Source organism: Paraburkholderia edwinii, from assembly GCF_019428685.1.
GTDB lineage: Bacteria > Pseudomonadota > Gammaproteobacteria > Burkholderiales > Burkholderiaceae > Paraburkholderia > Paraburkholderia edwinii.
On the sequence record NZ_CP080095.1, the window covers coordinates 89423 to 104814 of the forward strand.

Genomic DNA, 15392 nt, shown 5'->3' on the forward strand with positions numbered 1-15392 from the left:
CGCTTCATTGAGGAGAATGCACGTGAGCGTCACTTCCCGTTGGATCGATATTCCCGCCGGCGCCGATAGTTTCGGCGCCTATCTGGCGTTGCCCAAGAGTGGTAAAGGGCCTGCCGTCATCATCATTCAGGAAATCTTCGGCGTGAACGGCCATATCCGCGCCGTCGCCGAGCAATATGCGCAGGACGGTTACGTCGCCATCGCGCCGGACATTTTCTGGCGCACGCAGCCGCGCGTCGAACTGACCTACGCCGGTGCCGATCGCGACAAGGGCATCGAACTGCTGCAAAAGACCAACGTCGATCTCGCCGTTGCCGACGTCGGCGCGACCGCCGCCGCGCTGCGCGCCATGCCTGAAGTAACCGGCAAGGTCGCGGCAATCGGCTACTGCTTCGGCGGCCGGCTCGCGTATCTGGCCGCTGCGCAAGGCACGGTAGACGTCGCAGTCGCGTACTACGGCGGCGGTATCCAGAACCAGCTCGATCTCGCACCGAAGATCAAGGCGCCGATGCAATTCCACTACGGCGAACTCGACTCGGGCATTCCGATGTCGGCAGTCGGTCAGGTCAAGGAACGCTTTGCCGGCCGCGACGACGTCGAATTCCATATCTATCCGAACGCCGATCACGGTTTCAACTGCACCGATCGCGCAAGCTATCACCAGCATTCGGCCGCGCTCGCGCATGGCCGCACACTTACGTTCCTCGGCGAACGCCTGTAAACATCTTCCTTCCGATAAGCTTGTCGTTGCGGCGCGCACCACGCGCGCCGCTTATCGGGGGACGCTCAAGCCGTGCAATCCGACTACCTTTCCCACGACGCCATCGGCCTTGCCGAGCTCGTCAAAAAACGCGAAGTCAGCGCGCGTGAACTGATCGACGCCGCGATTGCACGCGCCGAAGCCGCGAACCCCGCGATCAATGCGATCGTGCTGAAGGACTACGACGCGGCACGCCGCCGCGCGTCGCGCGAACGCGCCGATGGCGGCAGTCCCGATCATCTCGGCGCGGGACCGCTCGCAGGCGTTCCTTATCTGATCAAAGACCTGTTTACCCCGGTCGCGGGGCTGCGGATGTCGCTCGGCAGCCGCCATTACCGGCATTTCGTGCCCGCCGAAGACGCACCGCTGATTGCGCGTACGCGTGCGGCCGGCCTCAATATCTTCGGCAAGACAAATACGCCTGAGATCGGCCTGATGCCTTATACGGAGCCCGAACTGTTCGGCCCGTGCCGCAACCCGTGGAGTCTCGATCACACGCCGGGTGGTTCGAGCGGCGGCGCGGCCGCGGCGGTCGCGGCCGGCATCGTGCCGCTTGCGCATGCAAGCGACGGCGGCGGCTCGATCCGCATTCCGGCGTCGTGCTGCGGCCTGTTCGGGCTCAAGCCATCGCGCGGGCGCCAGCCGCTCGCGGGCGAGCCGGCGCCTGGCGATATGGGCGTTGAGCATGCCGTGTCGCGCAGCGTGCGCGACAGTGCGTTGCTGCTCGATCTGACATCCGGCCATGCCGACCAGCCGCCCGGCTCGCCGGGCACGTTCCTCGGCGCGCTTGCCGAATCGCACGGTAAACCGCTGCATATCGCCTACGTGACGGACCCGATGTTCGCGCACACGCTCTCGGCCGATGCGCGCGCCGCACTCGACGATGCCGCGCAACTCGCGCAATCGCTCGGTCACCGGATCGAACCGGTCTCGCTCGGCATCGACTTCGGCACGGTGCGCAGCGCATTCCTCGCGATGTATTCAGTCAGCGCCGAAGCAGTCGTGTTCGACGCCGATCGCATTACCGGGCGCAAACCCGCGCGCGACGAATTCGAAGTGTCGACGTGGACGATGGCGCACATCGGCCGCAAGTTTGGCGAACGCCTGCTGCCGGCCGCGCTCGAAGAACAGCGCAAGCTGACGGCGAAACTCACCGATCTGCTGAATCGCTTCGACGTGCTGCTGTGCGCGACGCTCGCGGCGGCGCCGATCAAGATCGGCGAGATGAAACCGACTGCGTTCGAGACAATGCAGATGCGCGTGGTGACGACGCTGCGCATCGAAGCGCTGATGAAACGGCTGTTGGCCGAAGCGTCGGATAAAGCATTCGCGTGGGCCGGCTGCACGGAAGTCTTCAATATGACAGGGCAGCCCGCGATGTCGGTGCCGCTTTACTGGAATGGGCGCGGCCTGCCGATCGGCGTGCAGTTCGCGACTCGCAACGGCGGCGAAGCGACCTTGTTCCGGCTCGCCGCGCAACTCGAAGCGGCGCGCCCGTGGTTCAACCGACGCCCGCCGCTGATGCCGGCAAGCGAGTAGCTCGGGGCACGGCCACCAACGTTTTGACACCACCGCGCGCAATTGCGTGAACTTACGCCCGTTCGCGCGCGGTTCGCGTATCCCACCGTTGCGCGCACGCGCTCCCACGCGTCAATAACGCGCTCCAATAGCACGCCTATCACGCGGGCTTGCGCATCGCGTCGAGGTCCGCATGACGTCCCGCCGGGATGCAGGCCACCGACACGATCGACAGCGCGAGACCGGCCATCACGTAATACGTCGGCGCGAGCGGCGAACCTGTTTCCTTGATGAGCCACGTCACGACGAACTGCCCGAAACCGCCGAACAGCATGACCGCGACGTTATAGGCAAGCGAAAGACCGATCGAGCGCACATTCGCCGGAAAGAGCTCGGCCATCATCGCGCCGAACGGCCCGTAGTAGCCCGACAGCGTAACGGACAGAACGGCTTGCACAAGAATCAGCTTCGATACGCTCGGCGCGCCTTCGAGCCATACGAAAAGCGGATAGATAAGCACCAGCGTGAGAACGAGCGACCACAGCGACAAACCCTTGCGCCCGATCCGGTCGGACCATGCGCCGGCCACCGGCGAAAGAATCATGAGCAGCAGATTGCCGACGATCACCGCCGTGAACGATTCGCCATAAGGCAATTTCAGTTGCTTGACCGCGAAGGTCGGCAGATAGCTGATCAACACATAGATCGTGACCGTCAACGCGATCACCGAGCCGAGTCCGCAGATCAGGTCGCGGCTGTGGTGCGTGAACAGTTCGCCGAGCGTCGCGCGCCGCGCGTTCTGCTTCGCGTGCAGAAACGCTTCCGAATCGGCGAGATTGCGGCGGATATAAAAGCCGATCGGCCCGATCACGAGACCGAGTATGAACGGCACGCGCCAGCCCCACGAAATCAGCGCATCGTGCGGCAGCCCGCGCGTCACCGCCGCGCCGACCACCGCGCCGAGCAGCAGCGCCGCCGCCTGGCTCGACATCTGCCAGCTGCCGTAAAAGCCGCGCTTCGAAAACGGCGCGGCCTCGATCAGCAACGCCGTCGAACTGCCGAACTCACCGCCCGCCGAGAAGCCCTGCAGCAAGCGCCCGACCACGATCAGGATCGGCCCGCCGATGCCGATCGCCGAATAGGGCGGCGCGATGGCGAGCAGCAGAATGCCGAGCGTCATCAATGCGATCACGGCGGAAAGCGCGGCTTTCCGGCCTGCGCGGTCGGCATAGAGCCCGAGCACGATGCCGCCGACCGGCCGCATGCAGAACGCGACGCCGAAGCTTGCGGTGGTGAGCAGGAGCGACGAATAGTCGTTGCTGGTGGGGAAGAAAAGCTCCGCGATGACCACCGTCAGAAGACCGAACACGGTGAAGTCGTACCACTCGAGCGCGTTGCCGATGACGGCAGCCGTGACCGCCCGGGCGTTGAGCTTTCTGGATGCTGATGCCATCGAGTCTCTCCGGCCTGCACGTTTGAAGTTTGGACGCGAGTGTAAAGAGCGCTTCATGCGTTTTCAAGAAAAAAAACGTCCGTCGCGTAGTACGCAACGGACGTTTTTCGGACTTCGGACTTCGGCCGGTCAGCCGGTAACCGGCCCGCAAGCACCGGAGTTAACGCTAACTGCCTGAACCTCGCTGCTGCTGACGGCGCTCAGGCCTTCTTGTTGTATGCGCTGCACCAGCCCTTCGCGGCGACCTGCTTACCCGCGAACATCGGGCAGGGTGCGAATGCGTCGGTCGGTTTGCCCTGGTAGAAGCTGCAGTTGCCGCAGTCTTCGCCGGCGGCGTATTTCGCGTACTTGGCCTTGTCGACTTGCGATGCGTCCATCTTGTAGCCAAGCGCCTGGGCGGTCGGCTCGCTTTCGGCGACCTTCGGTGCATCGGCCAGCGCCTCGCGCGACAGCGCGAGCGCCGACACGGCGCCGATACTCGTGATCAGAAACGTACGACGGGATGATTTCATGGGGACTCGCTCCGTTATGTCTTGATCCGTGATCCTGGATTGATCCGCCGTTCTGTCGACAGCGGTCCCCAAGCATAGCAATGAAGCCGGCGCGCGGGAGGCTTCAATGCCGGACATAAGCAAATGCGCAGCGGAGATTTCACGGCCCCGAGCAGGCCGCGGCGAACACGATGAGCACCGCACGCGGCGTCGCGAGAGGAAGATGCGGGAAGATAGACACGGGTGTCGCGCTTGCCTGCGACAGATGGACGCAGGCAAGCGCGCAAGCCTTGTTACGCGCGCCCCACCAGCTCGCAGACGCGCTGCGCGATCGCAAGCGATGCCGTGAGCCCCGGCGACTCTATGCCGAACAGATTCACGAGCCCGCGTACGCCGTGCGCCGCCGCGCCTTGAATCAGGAAATCGGCGGCGGGTTCGCCTGGGCCGGACAACTTCGGCCGTATACCCGCGTACGCGGGTTGCAAGGCCTGATCGGGCAGGTCCGGCCAATACGCGCGAATGGCCGCGTAAAACGAATCGGCACGGCGCGGGTCGACGTCGTAATTGATCGAATCGACCCATTCGACGTCCGGGCCGAAACGCGCCTGGCCGCCGAGATCGATCGTCAGATGCACGCCAAGACCCGCGTCGTTCGGCATCGGATAGATAAGCCGGCTAAACGGCGCGCGCCCCGACATGCTGAAGTAGTTGCCGCGCGCGAAATAAAGCGGCGGTACATAACGCGGATTCAAGCCGCGAATCTTGCGCGCCAGCGCGTTCGCGTACAGGCCCGCGCTGTTGATCACGCAGGCTGCGCCGATCGTCGTCGGCGCGGCGCCGCCGACCGTGACGGTAAAGCGCCCGCTCGATGCTTCGATTGATTCGACCGGCGCATGAAATGCGAGCACCGCGCCGTCGCGTTCGGCATCGCCCTGGTACGCGAGCATCAACTGATGACTATCGACGATGCCCGTTTGCGGTGAAAACACGGCATCGACGCATTCGAGCGCGGGCTCGAGTTCCTGCGCTTCCGCGCCGCTGATACGCATGAGATCGAGCACGCCGTTTTCACGGCCGCGCGCGAGGATGGTTTCAAGCTGCGGAATCTGGTTGCGCGCGGTCGCAACGAGCAGCTTGCCGCAGCGCTGATGCGGCACACCGCGCGCCGCACAGTATTCATAGAGAAGCTCGCGGCCACGCACGCACAGCGCGGCCTTTTGCGAGCCGCGCGGATAGTAGATGCCCGCGTGGATGACCTCGCTATTACGCGAGCTCGTTCCCACGCCGATCGCCTCGGCCGCTTCGAGCACGATCACCTCGCGCCCGCGCGCCGCCAGCGCGCGAGCCACTGCGAGACCGATCACGCCGGCACCGATCACCACACATTCGATTTGATCCATATTCGTTGACGCGGCCATTCATGCACCGCGTTTTGCCTCGTCCACCCGGTGAAGATGAAGATCGCGTACGGTCACGGCAAAATTGTACGACGGCTCCAGAGACGCAAAAGCCCGAAGCCGGAGACGGCTGCGGGCATGGCGATCTTCAACGCTCTATCACACTACACCAGCGTTGACGGAGTGTACGCCGTCATCGCCGCTCATGTGTGGTTTAGCCGACCAACCCGATGATCCGCGCTTCTTCGTGCTTCGCGCTTTTGCATGCGTTCGACGCGCGTTTGACGCGTGCCGGACGCATAAGCATCAACGGCAATCGTTTGCGCGAACACGGACTGAACCTTTTGCGTCGATCGCGAATATGCAGAGGCATTGCACATCGCCACGCTATCGCGATTCTTGCGTCCATAAAAGGAATTAAACGCAGGAATTAAATGCCGAAATTAAACGCAGGAATCTGCGCGGAAACTAACCGGCCTCGCGCGGAGCCCACTTCGGACACGCACTCAGCGCCCCTTTACCGACGCCGCCGCGTTCGCTTTTCTACTCAACGCTTCGCCACGCGTTCGTCTCACCCGCGGGCGCGAAAACCGATCGGCTTGCGTCGCGTCCGATGATCGAGCCGGATATCGCCCGCTTCGATCTGGTCGCGGCCGTCGATGCGCGCGGCGCCGAAGCCGTTCAGAATCGCGCGGCGCATCTCGCGCGGCGAAGCGCGCTGCAATTGCTCGAGCGCCGCGTCGCACAGGCTCGCCGGAAAGCGCTGACCCCAGCCGTGAGCGCCGCGAATCTCGTCATAGATAGATTGCGCGATACGCCGCGCGCCGTCGCAATCGGGCGCCGGGATTTCGTAGACGTTCATCCGGTTCAGGATCGGCTCGGGAATCGCGCGCGCATCGTTGGCGGTGGCAATCCAGATCACGTGCTGCGCGTTGATCGGAATCTCCGCGAATTCGTCGATAAAGGTCTGCGCGGTATCGTGCTCGAGCAGCGCATAGAGCGCGCCGAGCGGATCGTATTGCGAATCGCCGCTCGCCTTGTCGATTTCATCGACGGCGATCACCGGGTTCGCGTAGCTACCGTGCACGAGCGCATCGAATACCTTGCCCGGCTTCGCGTTTTTCCATTGCGACGACGCGCCGGACAGAATCCACCCCGCCGTGAGCGCGCCCATCGCGACATAGTGATAAGACGTGCCGAGCATGCGCGCGAGTTGCCTGGCGAAATGCGTCTTGCCGATGCCCGGATCGCCGAGCAGCAGAATCGGCATCAGCTCGAGCCGGTCGTCGGTTTCGATGCATAGCGCGACCTGCCTGCGTACATCGTCGAGCGGTTCGGCGAAGTTCGGCAAGGTGCCGATCAGATCGTCGATCGACGGCATCCGGTTCGGCTTGACGCAAAAACGCAGGTTGCCGATCTTCAGCATCTTTTCGTAGGTCGCGCGCAGGGCTTCGTTCGCGCTGTCGTTCAGATCGTTGAGCGCCGCTTCGACCTGATCGAGGTCGTACAGCTTGCTGAAGGACGCTACCGCGATCTCCTGTTTGACCATCGCCGTCGTCATGGCTCAACCCGTCGTGCAAATGTGTCGTGGATCTTGCTCGTTGTGCGGACGGCGCCAGCCGGCACCGTCCCGATTTCAGTGTAACGATGTGCGACGGGCTTGCAAGCCAGCAGCGGCGCGGGGTTGCTGCTAATACCGCTTGAACGCGCGGGACTGCGTCACAATTTGCAGGATATTGTTGCTGAACCCTGGCCGCGGATCGGGGGTCAGAGAGGTTCTCGCCACCAGGCGTAAGATGATCGGCTGTCGGACAAAGCGCGGCCGCAACGATTCCGGAGACCCCATTCATGTGGAAAACCCGCATCGCCGCCGTATTGGTCTGTATGCCGATTTGTATGTCATCGATTGCATTCGCGCAGCAGTCCGCGACGAGCGCGCCGGTCGTGCAATGGCAGTTGCAGGTGATGCAGAACGGGCAGCAGATCGATTCGTTCGAAGGCACGACAACCGTCGGCCAGGCGCGTACGGACACGCACCATCATGTGGTGCAGCACAGCGTCGGCTGCAAGGACCAGCCGGCCGGCGATATCGACCTGCAGCGCACGCTGACCGTTTCGCCGATCGCGGCGGACGCGACGGGCGTGACGCTTGCGATCGAGGCTCAGGAAACGCTCGAAGACACGAGTACGCAGCGCACCTCGGCATCGGGATGCAAGATTCCGCCGCAGCCGCGACAGGTGAGCGCAAGCCATCCGGGCCTCAAGGCGAGCGGCAGCGACTGGACCAGCTGGACGCTCGTCGATAAAGACCCGCAGCTCGTTTATCGCGTACGCGCGAGCGTCGCCAGCAGCCCGGCACAGCAATGAACAACGTGGACAACGCGGAATGCGAAACCCCGAAGAACTGATACGCGACCCCGCGCGGCAAAACGGTTCCGGCCTCGACAACCTGGAGCGCAATGCGCCCGGCCCGGACATCGCGCTGCGCGACGAACCGAACCGCGACTTCATCGCGGTCAGCTGGAACCTGCACAAGGGCCGCTCGCCGCTCGGCTTCCAGGCATGGCAGGCGATGCAGCGCTGGGTGCAGTCGACGCACGCCGACGCCTACTTTTTGCAGGAGGCGATGGCGCGCCGCATGCCGGCGCCGGTGCTCGCGAGCAACTTCGGCGCGCCAATCGGCGAACCCACCGACGATATCTGGCATTGCCAGGCGACTGAAATCGCGCGCGCGCTCGAATTGCAGATCGCGCTGGGAACCAATGTGTTCAAGCCGTCGTGGCGTCACGGCAATGCAATCCTGTCGCCGCATCCGCTCGATCTCGGCGGGCGCTGGGACATTTCCGCGCACCGTTTCGAACGGCGCGGCCTGCTCGTCGCACGCGCCACCTTCGGGGGCCACTCGGTCACGCTGTTGTGCGCGCATCTCGCGCTCACGCGCCAGGCGCGCCTGCGCCAGATGAACTGGATCGCCCACTGGATCGACAAGGAAGCGGCCGATGGCCCGCTCGTGCTCGCCGGCGACTTCAACGACTGGCGCAACGATTCGGTGCCGCTCTTCGCCGAACTGGGAATGAACGAGGTCGCCACGTTGCTCGGCGAATCGGGACGAACGTTTCCGGCGTTTTCGCCGGCGCTCGCGCTCGACAAGATGTTCGTGCGCGGCATGATGCCGGTCGAATGGATCCAGCCGGCGCAGGAGACCGCGTGGCTGTCCGATCATTTGCCTTATATGGCGCGCCTGCGAGTCGAATAGATGGCAAGCCATCCCTATCTTCCGATCCTGCTGCAAATCGCAGCCGTCTACCTCGTCGCGCTGGTGAGTCCGGGCCCCAATTTCTTTATGATCACGCAGCTGTCGCTCGCGGGCAAACGCCGTTTGGGCGCCGCCTCGGCGCTTGGCGTCGGCATGGGTTCGACAGTCTGGGCGACGCTGGCGATGCTCGGCTTCGCCGCGGTGCTGCAAAAAATCGATTGGGTGTACAACGGAATTCGCATCGCCGGCGCGCTGTATCTGATCTATTTCGGGTTCAAGCTGCTGCGCTCGGGCATGCGGCGCACGATAGGCACGATGGGCGCGATTGGTGCGAAGCACGGGAACGGCACGGAGGGTGCGACCGGCCACGCCGCGGTTGCCCCATCCGCGCTATCGGACATCTCACCGGACATACCCCCGGACATATCGCCCGCGGACGATGCCGGCGCTCACTTGCGCGCCTGGCGGCGCGGGCTCGTCACAAGCCTGACGAATCCGAAGTCGTGCGCGTTCTGGACCAGCGTGTTCGCGACGATGATGCCGACGCACGCGCCGCTCTGGTTCTGCGGCACCGTGCTCGCGACGATCTCGCTGATGTCGGCCGGCTGGTACGGCAGCGTCGCGTTGATGTTCGCGACCGAGCGCACGCAGCGCGGCTACCGCAAGCTGCGCCGGCCGATCGACGCACTATGCGGTGCGGCGCTGATCGGCCTTGGCGCAAAGCTCGCGGCGGAGCGCTAGAAGACAGGCGCTGCGCCGTGCGGTAAAAGCCGCGCCGATCCAGGTTCCAGCTTCGCGAACAGGGTCAATCCTGCTATGCGTTCCGCGTTTCGGTATCATCGCCGGTCTCTGGTTTGCCATCCCGCGCATCGATCACTGCGCCTGGTGCGCCATCGCGTCGCCGTCGTCGCGACACCGCGCCCACGCGATTGCAGCATCGAAGCTGTAGCCGTGCTGCAGCCATGGTGTGGCCGATGCCGCGGCCGAACGCTGTAGCCAAACGCCGTGGCCAGATCCGGCGGCTGCGGCAAGCCGGTTTGCCGCCCGCGGCCTGCGAACCGGTAACGCGGTAAAATAGCGGATTCCGCAGCATTTTTTCCGCGCGGTATGCCTCGTTAGGGTCGTGTCAGGAATGGCGTATCGCCGTGCCGGCCGCCGAAAAGCCACTGCAAGGCCGCTAAGGCCGTCACCAGGGCCGCCCTTGTTTTCGCCTCATCCATAGAAGCCATGAGCAACCTGAATTCACAAACCGTCCTGAGCGTCCACCACTGGACCGATACGCTTTTCAGCTTTACCTGCACGCGCGACGCGTCGTTCCGTTTCGAGAATGGCCAGTTCACGATGGTCGGCCTCGAGGTCGACGGCAAGCCGCTGATCCGCGCCTACAGCATGGCGAGCGCGAACTACGAAGAGAACCTCGAATTCCTCAGCATCAAGGTGCAGGACGGCCCGCTCACGTCGCGGCTGCAGCACTTGAAGGTGGGCGACCAGGTCCTGATCGGCAAGAAGCCGACCGGCACCCTCGTGGCCGACAACCTGCTGCCCGGCAAGACACTGTGGCTGCTGTCCACGGGCACGGGCCTCGCGCCCTTCATGTCCATCATCAAGGACCCGGACGTCTACGACCGCTACGAGCGCGTCGTACTCACGCATACGTGCCGTTTCGTCGACGAGCTCGCGTACAAGGAATACATCACGGACCACCTGCCGGCGCACGAGCATATCGGCGAGCTGATCCGCGACAAGCTCGTGTATTACCCGACGGTCACGCGCGAAGCGTTCCAGAACCGCGGCCGCATCACCGAACTGATCGAAACGCAGAAGCTGTTCGCGGACCTCGACCTGCCGCATTTCTCGAAAGAGAACGATCGCGTCATGCTGTGCGGCAGCCCGCACATGCTGCGCGACACGCGCGAACTGCTCGACAGCATGGGCTTCGAGGAAGGCAGCAACAACTCGCCGGGCCACTACGTGATCGAAAAGGCCTTCGTGGGCTAAGCCCGATGCCGATTGGCTGATATCTGGCCTCGCCCTCCATGGCCGCAGCCTTGCGGCGTGCAGTCGGCGTAAAAACAACAAGACCGGGACATATCCCGGTCTTTTTTTGCGCCTACGATTTTGCTTTCATTTAGCCTTCCATACCCTTGACGCCGGCACAGCGCGAATTCGCGCGTCGCCCCGTGCACGTCAGCTTGTCAGGCTTGGCGTTACAAATAGACACACAGAAACGTCTGCCGGCTGTAAGCGTTTTTCCTACAAACCGTGTCGGAGAAAAAAGTGCGCGACAGGTGAAATTTACGCGCGGAGCCTTGCCCTGCCTGCATTATTTTCTTTTTTTAGGATATCATCGCGGCGCAGTACCCCTACGCGACGCCTAAGTTCGAGGTGTCACCGGGTTGTTACCGAATGTAAATTTCGTTACGCCATCGCGTAGCGATTGTCCGTCACGGCATCGACCGGACGGAGACGTCTGGGAGGCCAAGGGTTCGCATGCGTTTTTCCATGATTGCGCTGTCGACGCACAGCCGGTTTGCCGGCCACGCAACTTTCTGACAGGGGCGCAATGGATACGTCGACCGTGGTACCGATCGGCGCACACGCCGAACACGCCGAGCTCGCGCGCCTGCGCGAGCGCGTCCGCGAACTCGCCGCCGAGGTCGTGCACGCGCAGGAAGCCGTGCGCCGCCATCTCGCGCAGGAGTTGCACGACAGCGCCGGCGCGGAGCTGACCGCCGCGCGTTTCGCGCTCGCTAACGTTCAAACATGGTTACCAGCCGATGCGCCGCCGCAATGCGCGGCGTCGCTCGCCGTCGCGAACCGCTCGCTCGACGCGGTCTCGGACGCGACGCGCCACGCGATCGACGAGCTCCATGCGCCATCGTTCGAAAGCGGCATCGTGCACGCGCTATCGCAATGGACCGGCAGCTTCGCGGCCCGCACCGGCCTGCGCACGAGCTTCGTCTGCGCGGCCGACGCACGTTTGACGCGCCTGCCAGGCGACGCCGCGCTCGCGGTGTTCCGCGTCGCGCAGGAGGCCTTGAACAACGTTGCGAAGCATGCCCGTGCGTCGGGCGCCGATGTGCGCATCGAGACCGACGCCGAGCATCTGATTCTCGTCGTCGCCGACGACGGCATCGGCCTGCCGCTTACCGCCGGCAAGCTCACATCGAACCTTGCAGCAAACATGCGTGAGCGCCGCTTCGGTCTGTCCGGCATGCGCGCGCGCTGCGAAGCATTCGACGGCGAATTCGCCATCGAGAACACGTTGCGCTCAAAGAAGCACAAGAAACATGCGCGCGGTGCGCTGCCCGGCACCGCGCTGCACGCGCGATTTGCGTGGCGCGCGTTGCTGGCTACCACTCAACCCGACGCGCGGCGCCACGCCGCGCGCTCATGACCCGATAGCCGACAAGCACGATGAACCTGCGCATCCTCCTTGCCGAAGATCACGCCGTGGTTCGCCAGGGCGTGCGCCAGTTGCTGCTCGACCGCGGCGTCGCCGCCGAAGTGGCCGAAGCCCAGACCGGCGCCGAAGCGCTGATGGAAGCGGGCCGGCACTCGTACGACGTGATCCTGCTCGACATCTCGTTGCCGGACCTGAACGGTGTCGAAGTGCTCAAGCGCCTGAAGCGCAAGGTGCCGCGCGTGCCGGTGTTGATGTTCTCGATGTATCGCGAAGACCAGTACGCGGTGCGCGCACTCAAGGCCGGCGCGGCCGGCTATCTGTCGAAGACGGTCGACGCCGCGCAGATGATCGCCGCGATCCAGCAGGTCGCCGCCGGCCGTAAATACGTGAGCCCGGCGATGGCCGAGGCGCTCGCGAACTACGTATCGTTCGACGGCGAGCAGATGCCACATGAAAAGCTATCGGACCGCGAATACCAGACGCTTTGTATGCTCGCGTCAGGTAAGCGCCTCACCGATATCGCGCACGCGCTGTCGCTATCGGTGAAGACGGTCAGCGTGTACCGCACACGCCTGCTCGAAAAGATGAAGCTGCGCAACAACGCGGAGCTCACGTTCTACGTGATGACGAACCGGCTCGTCGACCTGAATCCGGCCATGACGGCCTGACCCGCAAGCAGTCCCCTCCGACTCCCCGCCAAAGGCCGCCCATCAGGGATCGGCTAAAATTGAAGGTTTCCCGCACCCGGCACGCGACGCACGCGTGCCGCTCGCAACCATGTTGCAACCCCGTTGCATGGGACCGGCGTCGACACTAAGGCGCTGACTCCGGTCGACACTTGAGATCTTCTGGCAATGTCCGTATTCCGAAAGAAAAACGTCGAACACATGATTGCCGGCGCGCAAGCGGCCGGCCTCAAGAAAGCGCTCGGCGCGCTCGATCTGACGTTTCTCGGCGTCGGCGCCATCATCGGCACCGGCATTTTCGTTCTCACCGGCACGGGCGCGGTCCAGGCCGGCCCCGCGCTCACCGTTTCGTTTGTTATCGCCGCCATCGCCTGCGGCTTCGCCGCGCTTGCCTACGCGGAGTTCGCCTCGACCATTCCTGTCGCCGGCTCGATCTACACCTACTCGTACGCAACGCTCGGCGAGCTCGCCGCGTGGATCATCGGCTGGGACCTGATGCTCGAATACGGGCTCGCCACCTCGGCGGTATCGGTCGGCTGGTCCGGCTATCTGCAATCGCTGCTGTCGGGCTTCGGCATTTCGCTGCCCGTCGCGCTGACCGCGGCACCCGGTGCTTTGCCGGGCCACACCACGCTTTTCAACCTGCCCGCCTTCCTCGTGATGATGGCCATTACGACGCTGCTGTCGGTCGGCGTGCGCGAGTCGACGCGCGTCAATAATCTGATGGTTGCGATCAAGGTGACCGTTGTGCTGCTCGTGATTGCCGTCGGCGTGTTCCACGTGACGCCGGCGAACTGGCATCCGTTCATGCCGAACGGGTGGTCGGGCGTGTTCGGCGCGGCCGCGGTGATGTTCTTTGCGTTTATCGGCTTCGATTCGGTGTCCTCCGCGGCTGAGGAAGTCAAGAATCCGAAACGCGATCTGCCGATCGGCATCATCGCATCGCTGGGAGTATGCGCGGTGCTCTATATCGCGGTCGCCGCGATCGTGACCGGCATCGTGCCGTCCGCGCAGTTCGCGCATATCTCGCATCCGGTTTCGTATGCGTTGCAGGTGGCGGGCCAGCCCTGGGTGGCCGGCCTCATCGATCTCGGCGCCGTGCTCGGCATGCTGACGGTGATTCTCGTGATGGCGTACGGCCAGACGCGCGTGATCTTTGCGATGTCGCGCGACGGCCTGCTGCCCGCCGCGCTGTCGCGCGTGCATCCGCGCTTCGCGACGCCGTTTCTCACGACCTGGCTGTGCGGCATCTTCTTCGGCCTGATCGGCGCACTCGTGCCGCTCGACGTGCTCGCCGAGCTCATCAACATCGGTACGCTCGCCGCGTTTTCGATGGTGTCGATCGCGGTGCTGATCCTGCGCCGCACGCATCCCGAACTGCCGCGCGCATTCCGCTGCCCCGGCGTGCCCGTCGTACCGGTGCTCGCGGTCGCATCGTGCGTATTCCTGATGGTGAATCTCGCGGGCATCACGTGGACCGCGTTCCTCGTCTGGCTCGCGCTCGGCATGATGATCTATTTCGGTTATTCGCGCCGGCGCTCGAAGCTCGCGCATGGTGTGCATCCGCACTAAACATTCAACGCCGCGCGTCAAGCGCGGCTCCTTGTCGTCCGAACTGCGCGTTCGAACGGCGCGTCCGCCTCAAGCGGCGCGCCGTTCGGCGCTTCTGATTCCGCTTCTGAAGGCGCTTCCGAGCCTTAGCGATTCGCGCCCACACGCCGCGCCGCGACCATTTCCCCCGATAGCCGCCCCCGTCAATTTGTGCTTTACTGTGCGGCACAAAATCACAAACAGCACCAACCGAGCCGGACCCTCACAGCAGGCAGGCGGTAGGTAGTGAATGTGGGCCCGAGCCGGTCTCTATCCCCATGTGGAGCCTAGGAGACAGTTCATGACGATCAGCATCAGTCTGACGGTGAACGGCGCGCCCGTTACCGCGAACGTCGAGCCCAATACCTTACTTGTTCAGTTTTTGCGCGATCAGCTACGGCTGACCGGCACGCATATCGGCTGCGATACCGCGCAATGCGGCGCGTGCACGATCCATCTGAACGGGCGCGCGATCAAGTCGTGCAACATGCTCGCGGTGCAGGCCGATAGCGCGGAAATCACCACGATCGAAGGACTGTCCACGAACGGCGAGCTGCATCCGATGCAAGCCGCGTTCAAGGAGTGCCACGGGCTCCAGTGCGGCTTCTGCACGCCCGGCATGGTGATGAGCGCGACCTCGCTCGTGGCGACCCATCCGCAGCCGTCCGAAGCCGACGTACGCGCGCAGCTCGACGGCAACCTGTGCCGCTGTACGGGCTATCACAACATCGTCAAGGCGATCGTCGAGGGCGCGGCTGCGATGCGCTCAGGCGCGGGTTCAGCGCAAGCACAAGCAGCGCAAACCCAGACCGCCGCGAAGGTCACCGCCTGATCG

General features: G+C 64.0%; 14 protein-coding genes. 10 read left to right on the forward strand and 4 right to left on the reverse strand.

Annotation, left to right across the window (positions count from 1 at the left end):
• Positions 1 to 22: 22 nt before the first annotated feature.
• Together KZJ38_RS00375 and KZJ38_RS00380 are read left to right on the forward strand one after the other, a co-directional pair.
• Complete coding sequence (locus KZJ38_RS00375; RefSeq protein ID WP_219798276.1) at positions 23 to 721, forward strand: dienelactone hydrolase family protein; 699 nt, start codon at positions 23 to 25, stop codon at positions 719 to 721.
• A gap of 72 nt (positions 722 to 793) precedes the next feature.
• A complete protein-coding gene (locus tag KZJ38_RS00380) occupies positions 794 to 2299 on the forward strand; it encodes an amidase (protein WP_219798277.1) in 1506 nt (501 codons plus the stop codon).
• A gap of 139 nt (positions 2300 to 2438) precedes the next feature.
• Here KZJ38_RS00380 and KZJ38_RS00385 read toward each other — a convergent pair whose 3' ends face one another.
• The 4 genes from KZJ38_RS00385 to KZJ38_RS00400 all read right to left on the reverse strand — a co-directional run bounded on the left by KZJ38_RS00385 (position 2439) and on the right by KZJ38_RS00400 (position 7180).
• Positions 2439 to 3731: an MFS transporter gene (locus KZJ38_RS00385; RefSeq protein ID WP_219798278.1), complete on the reverse strand. Its 1293-nt coding sequence runs from the start codon at positions 3729 to 3731 to the stop codon at positions 2439 to 2441.
• A gap of 200 nt (positions 3732 to 3931) precedes the next feature.
• Complete coding sequence (locus KZJ38_RS00390) at positions 3932 to 4243, reverse strand: high-potential iron-sulfur protein (RefSeq protein ID WP_219798279.1); 312 nt, start codon at positions 4241 to 4243, stop codon at positions 3932 to 3934.
• Between the two features lie 272 nt (positions 4244 to 4515).
• Positions 4516 to 5622: an NAD(P)/FAD-dependent oxidoreductase gene (locus KZJ38_RS00395; RefSeq protein WP_219798280.1), complete on the reverse strand. Its 1107-nt coding sequence runs from the start codon at positions 5620 to 5622 to the stop codon at positions 4516 to 4518.
• A 568-nt stretch (positions 5623 to 6190) separates the two neighbouring features.
• Positions 6191 to 7180 carry an AAA family ATPase gene (locus KZJ38_RS00400; RefSeq protein ID WP_219798281.1) on the reverse strand — a complete coding sequence of 330 codons (990 nt, stop codon included), beginning with the start codon at positions 7178 to 7180 and terminating at the stop codon, positions 6191 to 6193.
• 335 nt (positions 7181 to 7515) lie between these two features.
• Between KZJ38_RS00400 and KZJ38_RS00405 the strand changes: the two genes are divergently transcribed.
• From KZJ38_RS00405 to KZJ38_RS00440, 8 genes are all read left to right on the forward strand, one after another.
• The gene (locus tag KZJ38_RS00405; RefSeq protein ID WP_425518277.1) at positions 7516 to 7986 is read left to right on the forward strand and encodes a hypothetical protein; all 471 of its coding nucleotides are present in this window, start codon (positions 7516 to 7518) and stop codon (positions 7984 to 7986) included.
• A gap of 19 nt (positions 7987 to 8005) precedes the next feature.
• Complete coding sequence (locus KZJ38_RS00410) at positions 8006 to 8875, forward strand: endonuclease/exonuclease/phosphatase family protein (protein WP_246641589.1); 870 nt, start codon at positions 8006 to 8008, stop codon at positions 8873 to 8875.
• Positions 8876 to 9616 (forward strand): LysE family translocator, encoded by a 741-nt coding sequence (locus KZJ38_RS00415; protein ID WP_219798283.1) that lies wholly within the window; start codon positions 8876 to 8878, stop codon positions 9614 to 9616. It abuts the gene before it with no gap.
• 486 nt (positions 9617 to 10102) lie between these two features.
• Entirely contained in the window at positions 10103 to 10873 is a 771-nt protein-coding gene (locus KZJ38_RS00420) for a ferredoxin--NADP reductase (RefSeq protein WP_219798284.1), read from the forward strand.
• A gap of 565 nt (positions 10874 to 11438) precedes the next feature.
• Positions 11439 to 12272: a sensor histidine kinase gene (locus KZJ38_RS00425; protein ID WP_219798285.1), complete on the forward strand. Its 834-nt coding sequence runs from the start codon at positions 11439 to 11441 to the stop codon at positions 12270 to 12272.
• A 20-nt stretch (positions 12273 to 12292) separates the two neighbouring features.
• Positions 12293 to 12949 carry a response regulator transcription factor RqpR gene (rqpR, locus tag KZJ38_RS00430; protein ID WP_219798286.1) on the forward strand — a complete coding sequence of 219 codons (657 nt, stop codon included), beginning with the start codon at positions 12293 to 12295 and terminating at the stop codon, positions 12947 to 12949.
• A gap of 186 nt (positions 12950 to 13135) precedes the next feature.
• The gene (gene bcaP / locus KZJ38_RS00435; protein ID WP_219798287.1) at positions 13136 to 14539 is read left to right on the forward strand and encodes a branched-chain amino acid transporter BcaP; all 1404 of its coding nucleotides are present in this window, start codon (positions 13136 to 13138) and stop codon (positions 14537 to 14539) included.
• A gap of 319 nt (positions 14540 to 14858) precedes the next feature.
• The gene (locus KZJ38_RS00440; protein WP_219798288.1) at positions 14859 to 15389 is read left to right on the forward strand and encodes a (2Fe-2S)-binding protein; all 531 of its coding nucleotides are present in this window, start codon (positions 14859 to 14861) and stop codon (positions 15387 to 15389) included.
• The last annotated feature ends 3 nt before the right edge of the window (positions 15390 to 15392 follow it).

What these genes read in the sequence shown, in the direction of transcription:
- KZJ38_RS00385 (WP_219798278.1), bottom strand. Translation starts at nt 3,731, where the DNA reads ATGGCATCAGCATCCAGAAAGCTCAACGCCCGGGCGGTCACGGCTGCC.
- KZJ38_RS00390 (WP_219798279.1), bottom strand. Translation starts at nt 4,243, where the DNA reads ATGAAATCATCCCGTCGTACGTTTCTGATCACGAGTATCGGCGCCGTG.
- KZJ38_RS00395 (WP_219798280.1), bottom strand. Translation starts at nt 5,622, where the DNA reads ATGGATCAAATCGAATGTGTGGTGATCGGTGCCGGCGTGATCGGTCTC.
- KZJ38_RS00400 (WP_219798281.1), bottom strand. Translation starts at nt 7,180, where the DNA reads ATGACGACGGCGATGGTCAAACAGGAGATCGCGGTAGCGTCCTTCAGC.
- KZJ38_RS00405 (WP_425518277.1), top strand. Translation starts at nt 7,516, where the DNA reads ATGTCATCGATTGCATTCGCGCAGCAGTCCGCGACGAGCGCGCCGGTC.
- KZJ38_RS00410 (WP_246641589.1), top strand. Translation starts at nt 8,006, where the DNA reads ATGCGAAACCCCGAAGAACTGATACGCGACCCCGCGCGGCAAAACGGT.
- KZJ38_RS00415 (WP_219798283.1), top strand. Translation starts at nt 8,876, where the DNA reads ATGGCAAGCCATCCCTATCTTCCGATCCTGCTGCAAATCGCAGCCGTC.
- KZJ38_RS00420 (WP_219798284.1), top strand. Translation starts at nt 10,103, where the DNA reads ATGAGCAACCTGAATTCACAAACCGTCCTGAGCGTCCACCACTGGACC.
- KZJ38_RS00425 (WP_219798285.1), top strand. Translation starts at nt 11,439, where the DNA reads ATGGATACGTCGACCGTGGTACCGATCGGCGCACACGCCGAACACGCC.
- rqpR (WP_219798286.1), top strand. Translation starts at nt 12,293, where the DNA reads ATGAACCTGCGCATCCTCCTTGCCGAAGATCACGCCGTGGTTCGCCAG.
- bcaP (WP_219798287.1), top strand. Translation starts at nt 13,136, where the DNA reads ATGTCCGTATTCCGAAAGAAAAACGTCGAACACATGATTGCCGGCGCG.
- KZJ38_RS00440 (WP_219798288.1), top strand. Translation starts at nt 14,859, where the DNA reads ATGACGATCAGCATCAGTCTGACGGTGAACGGCGCGCCCGTTACCGCG.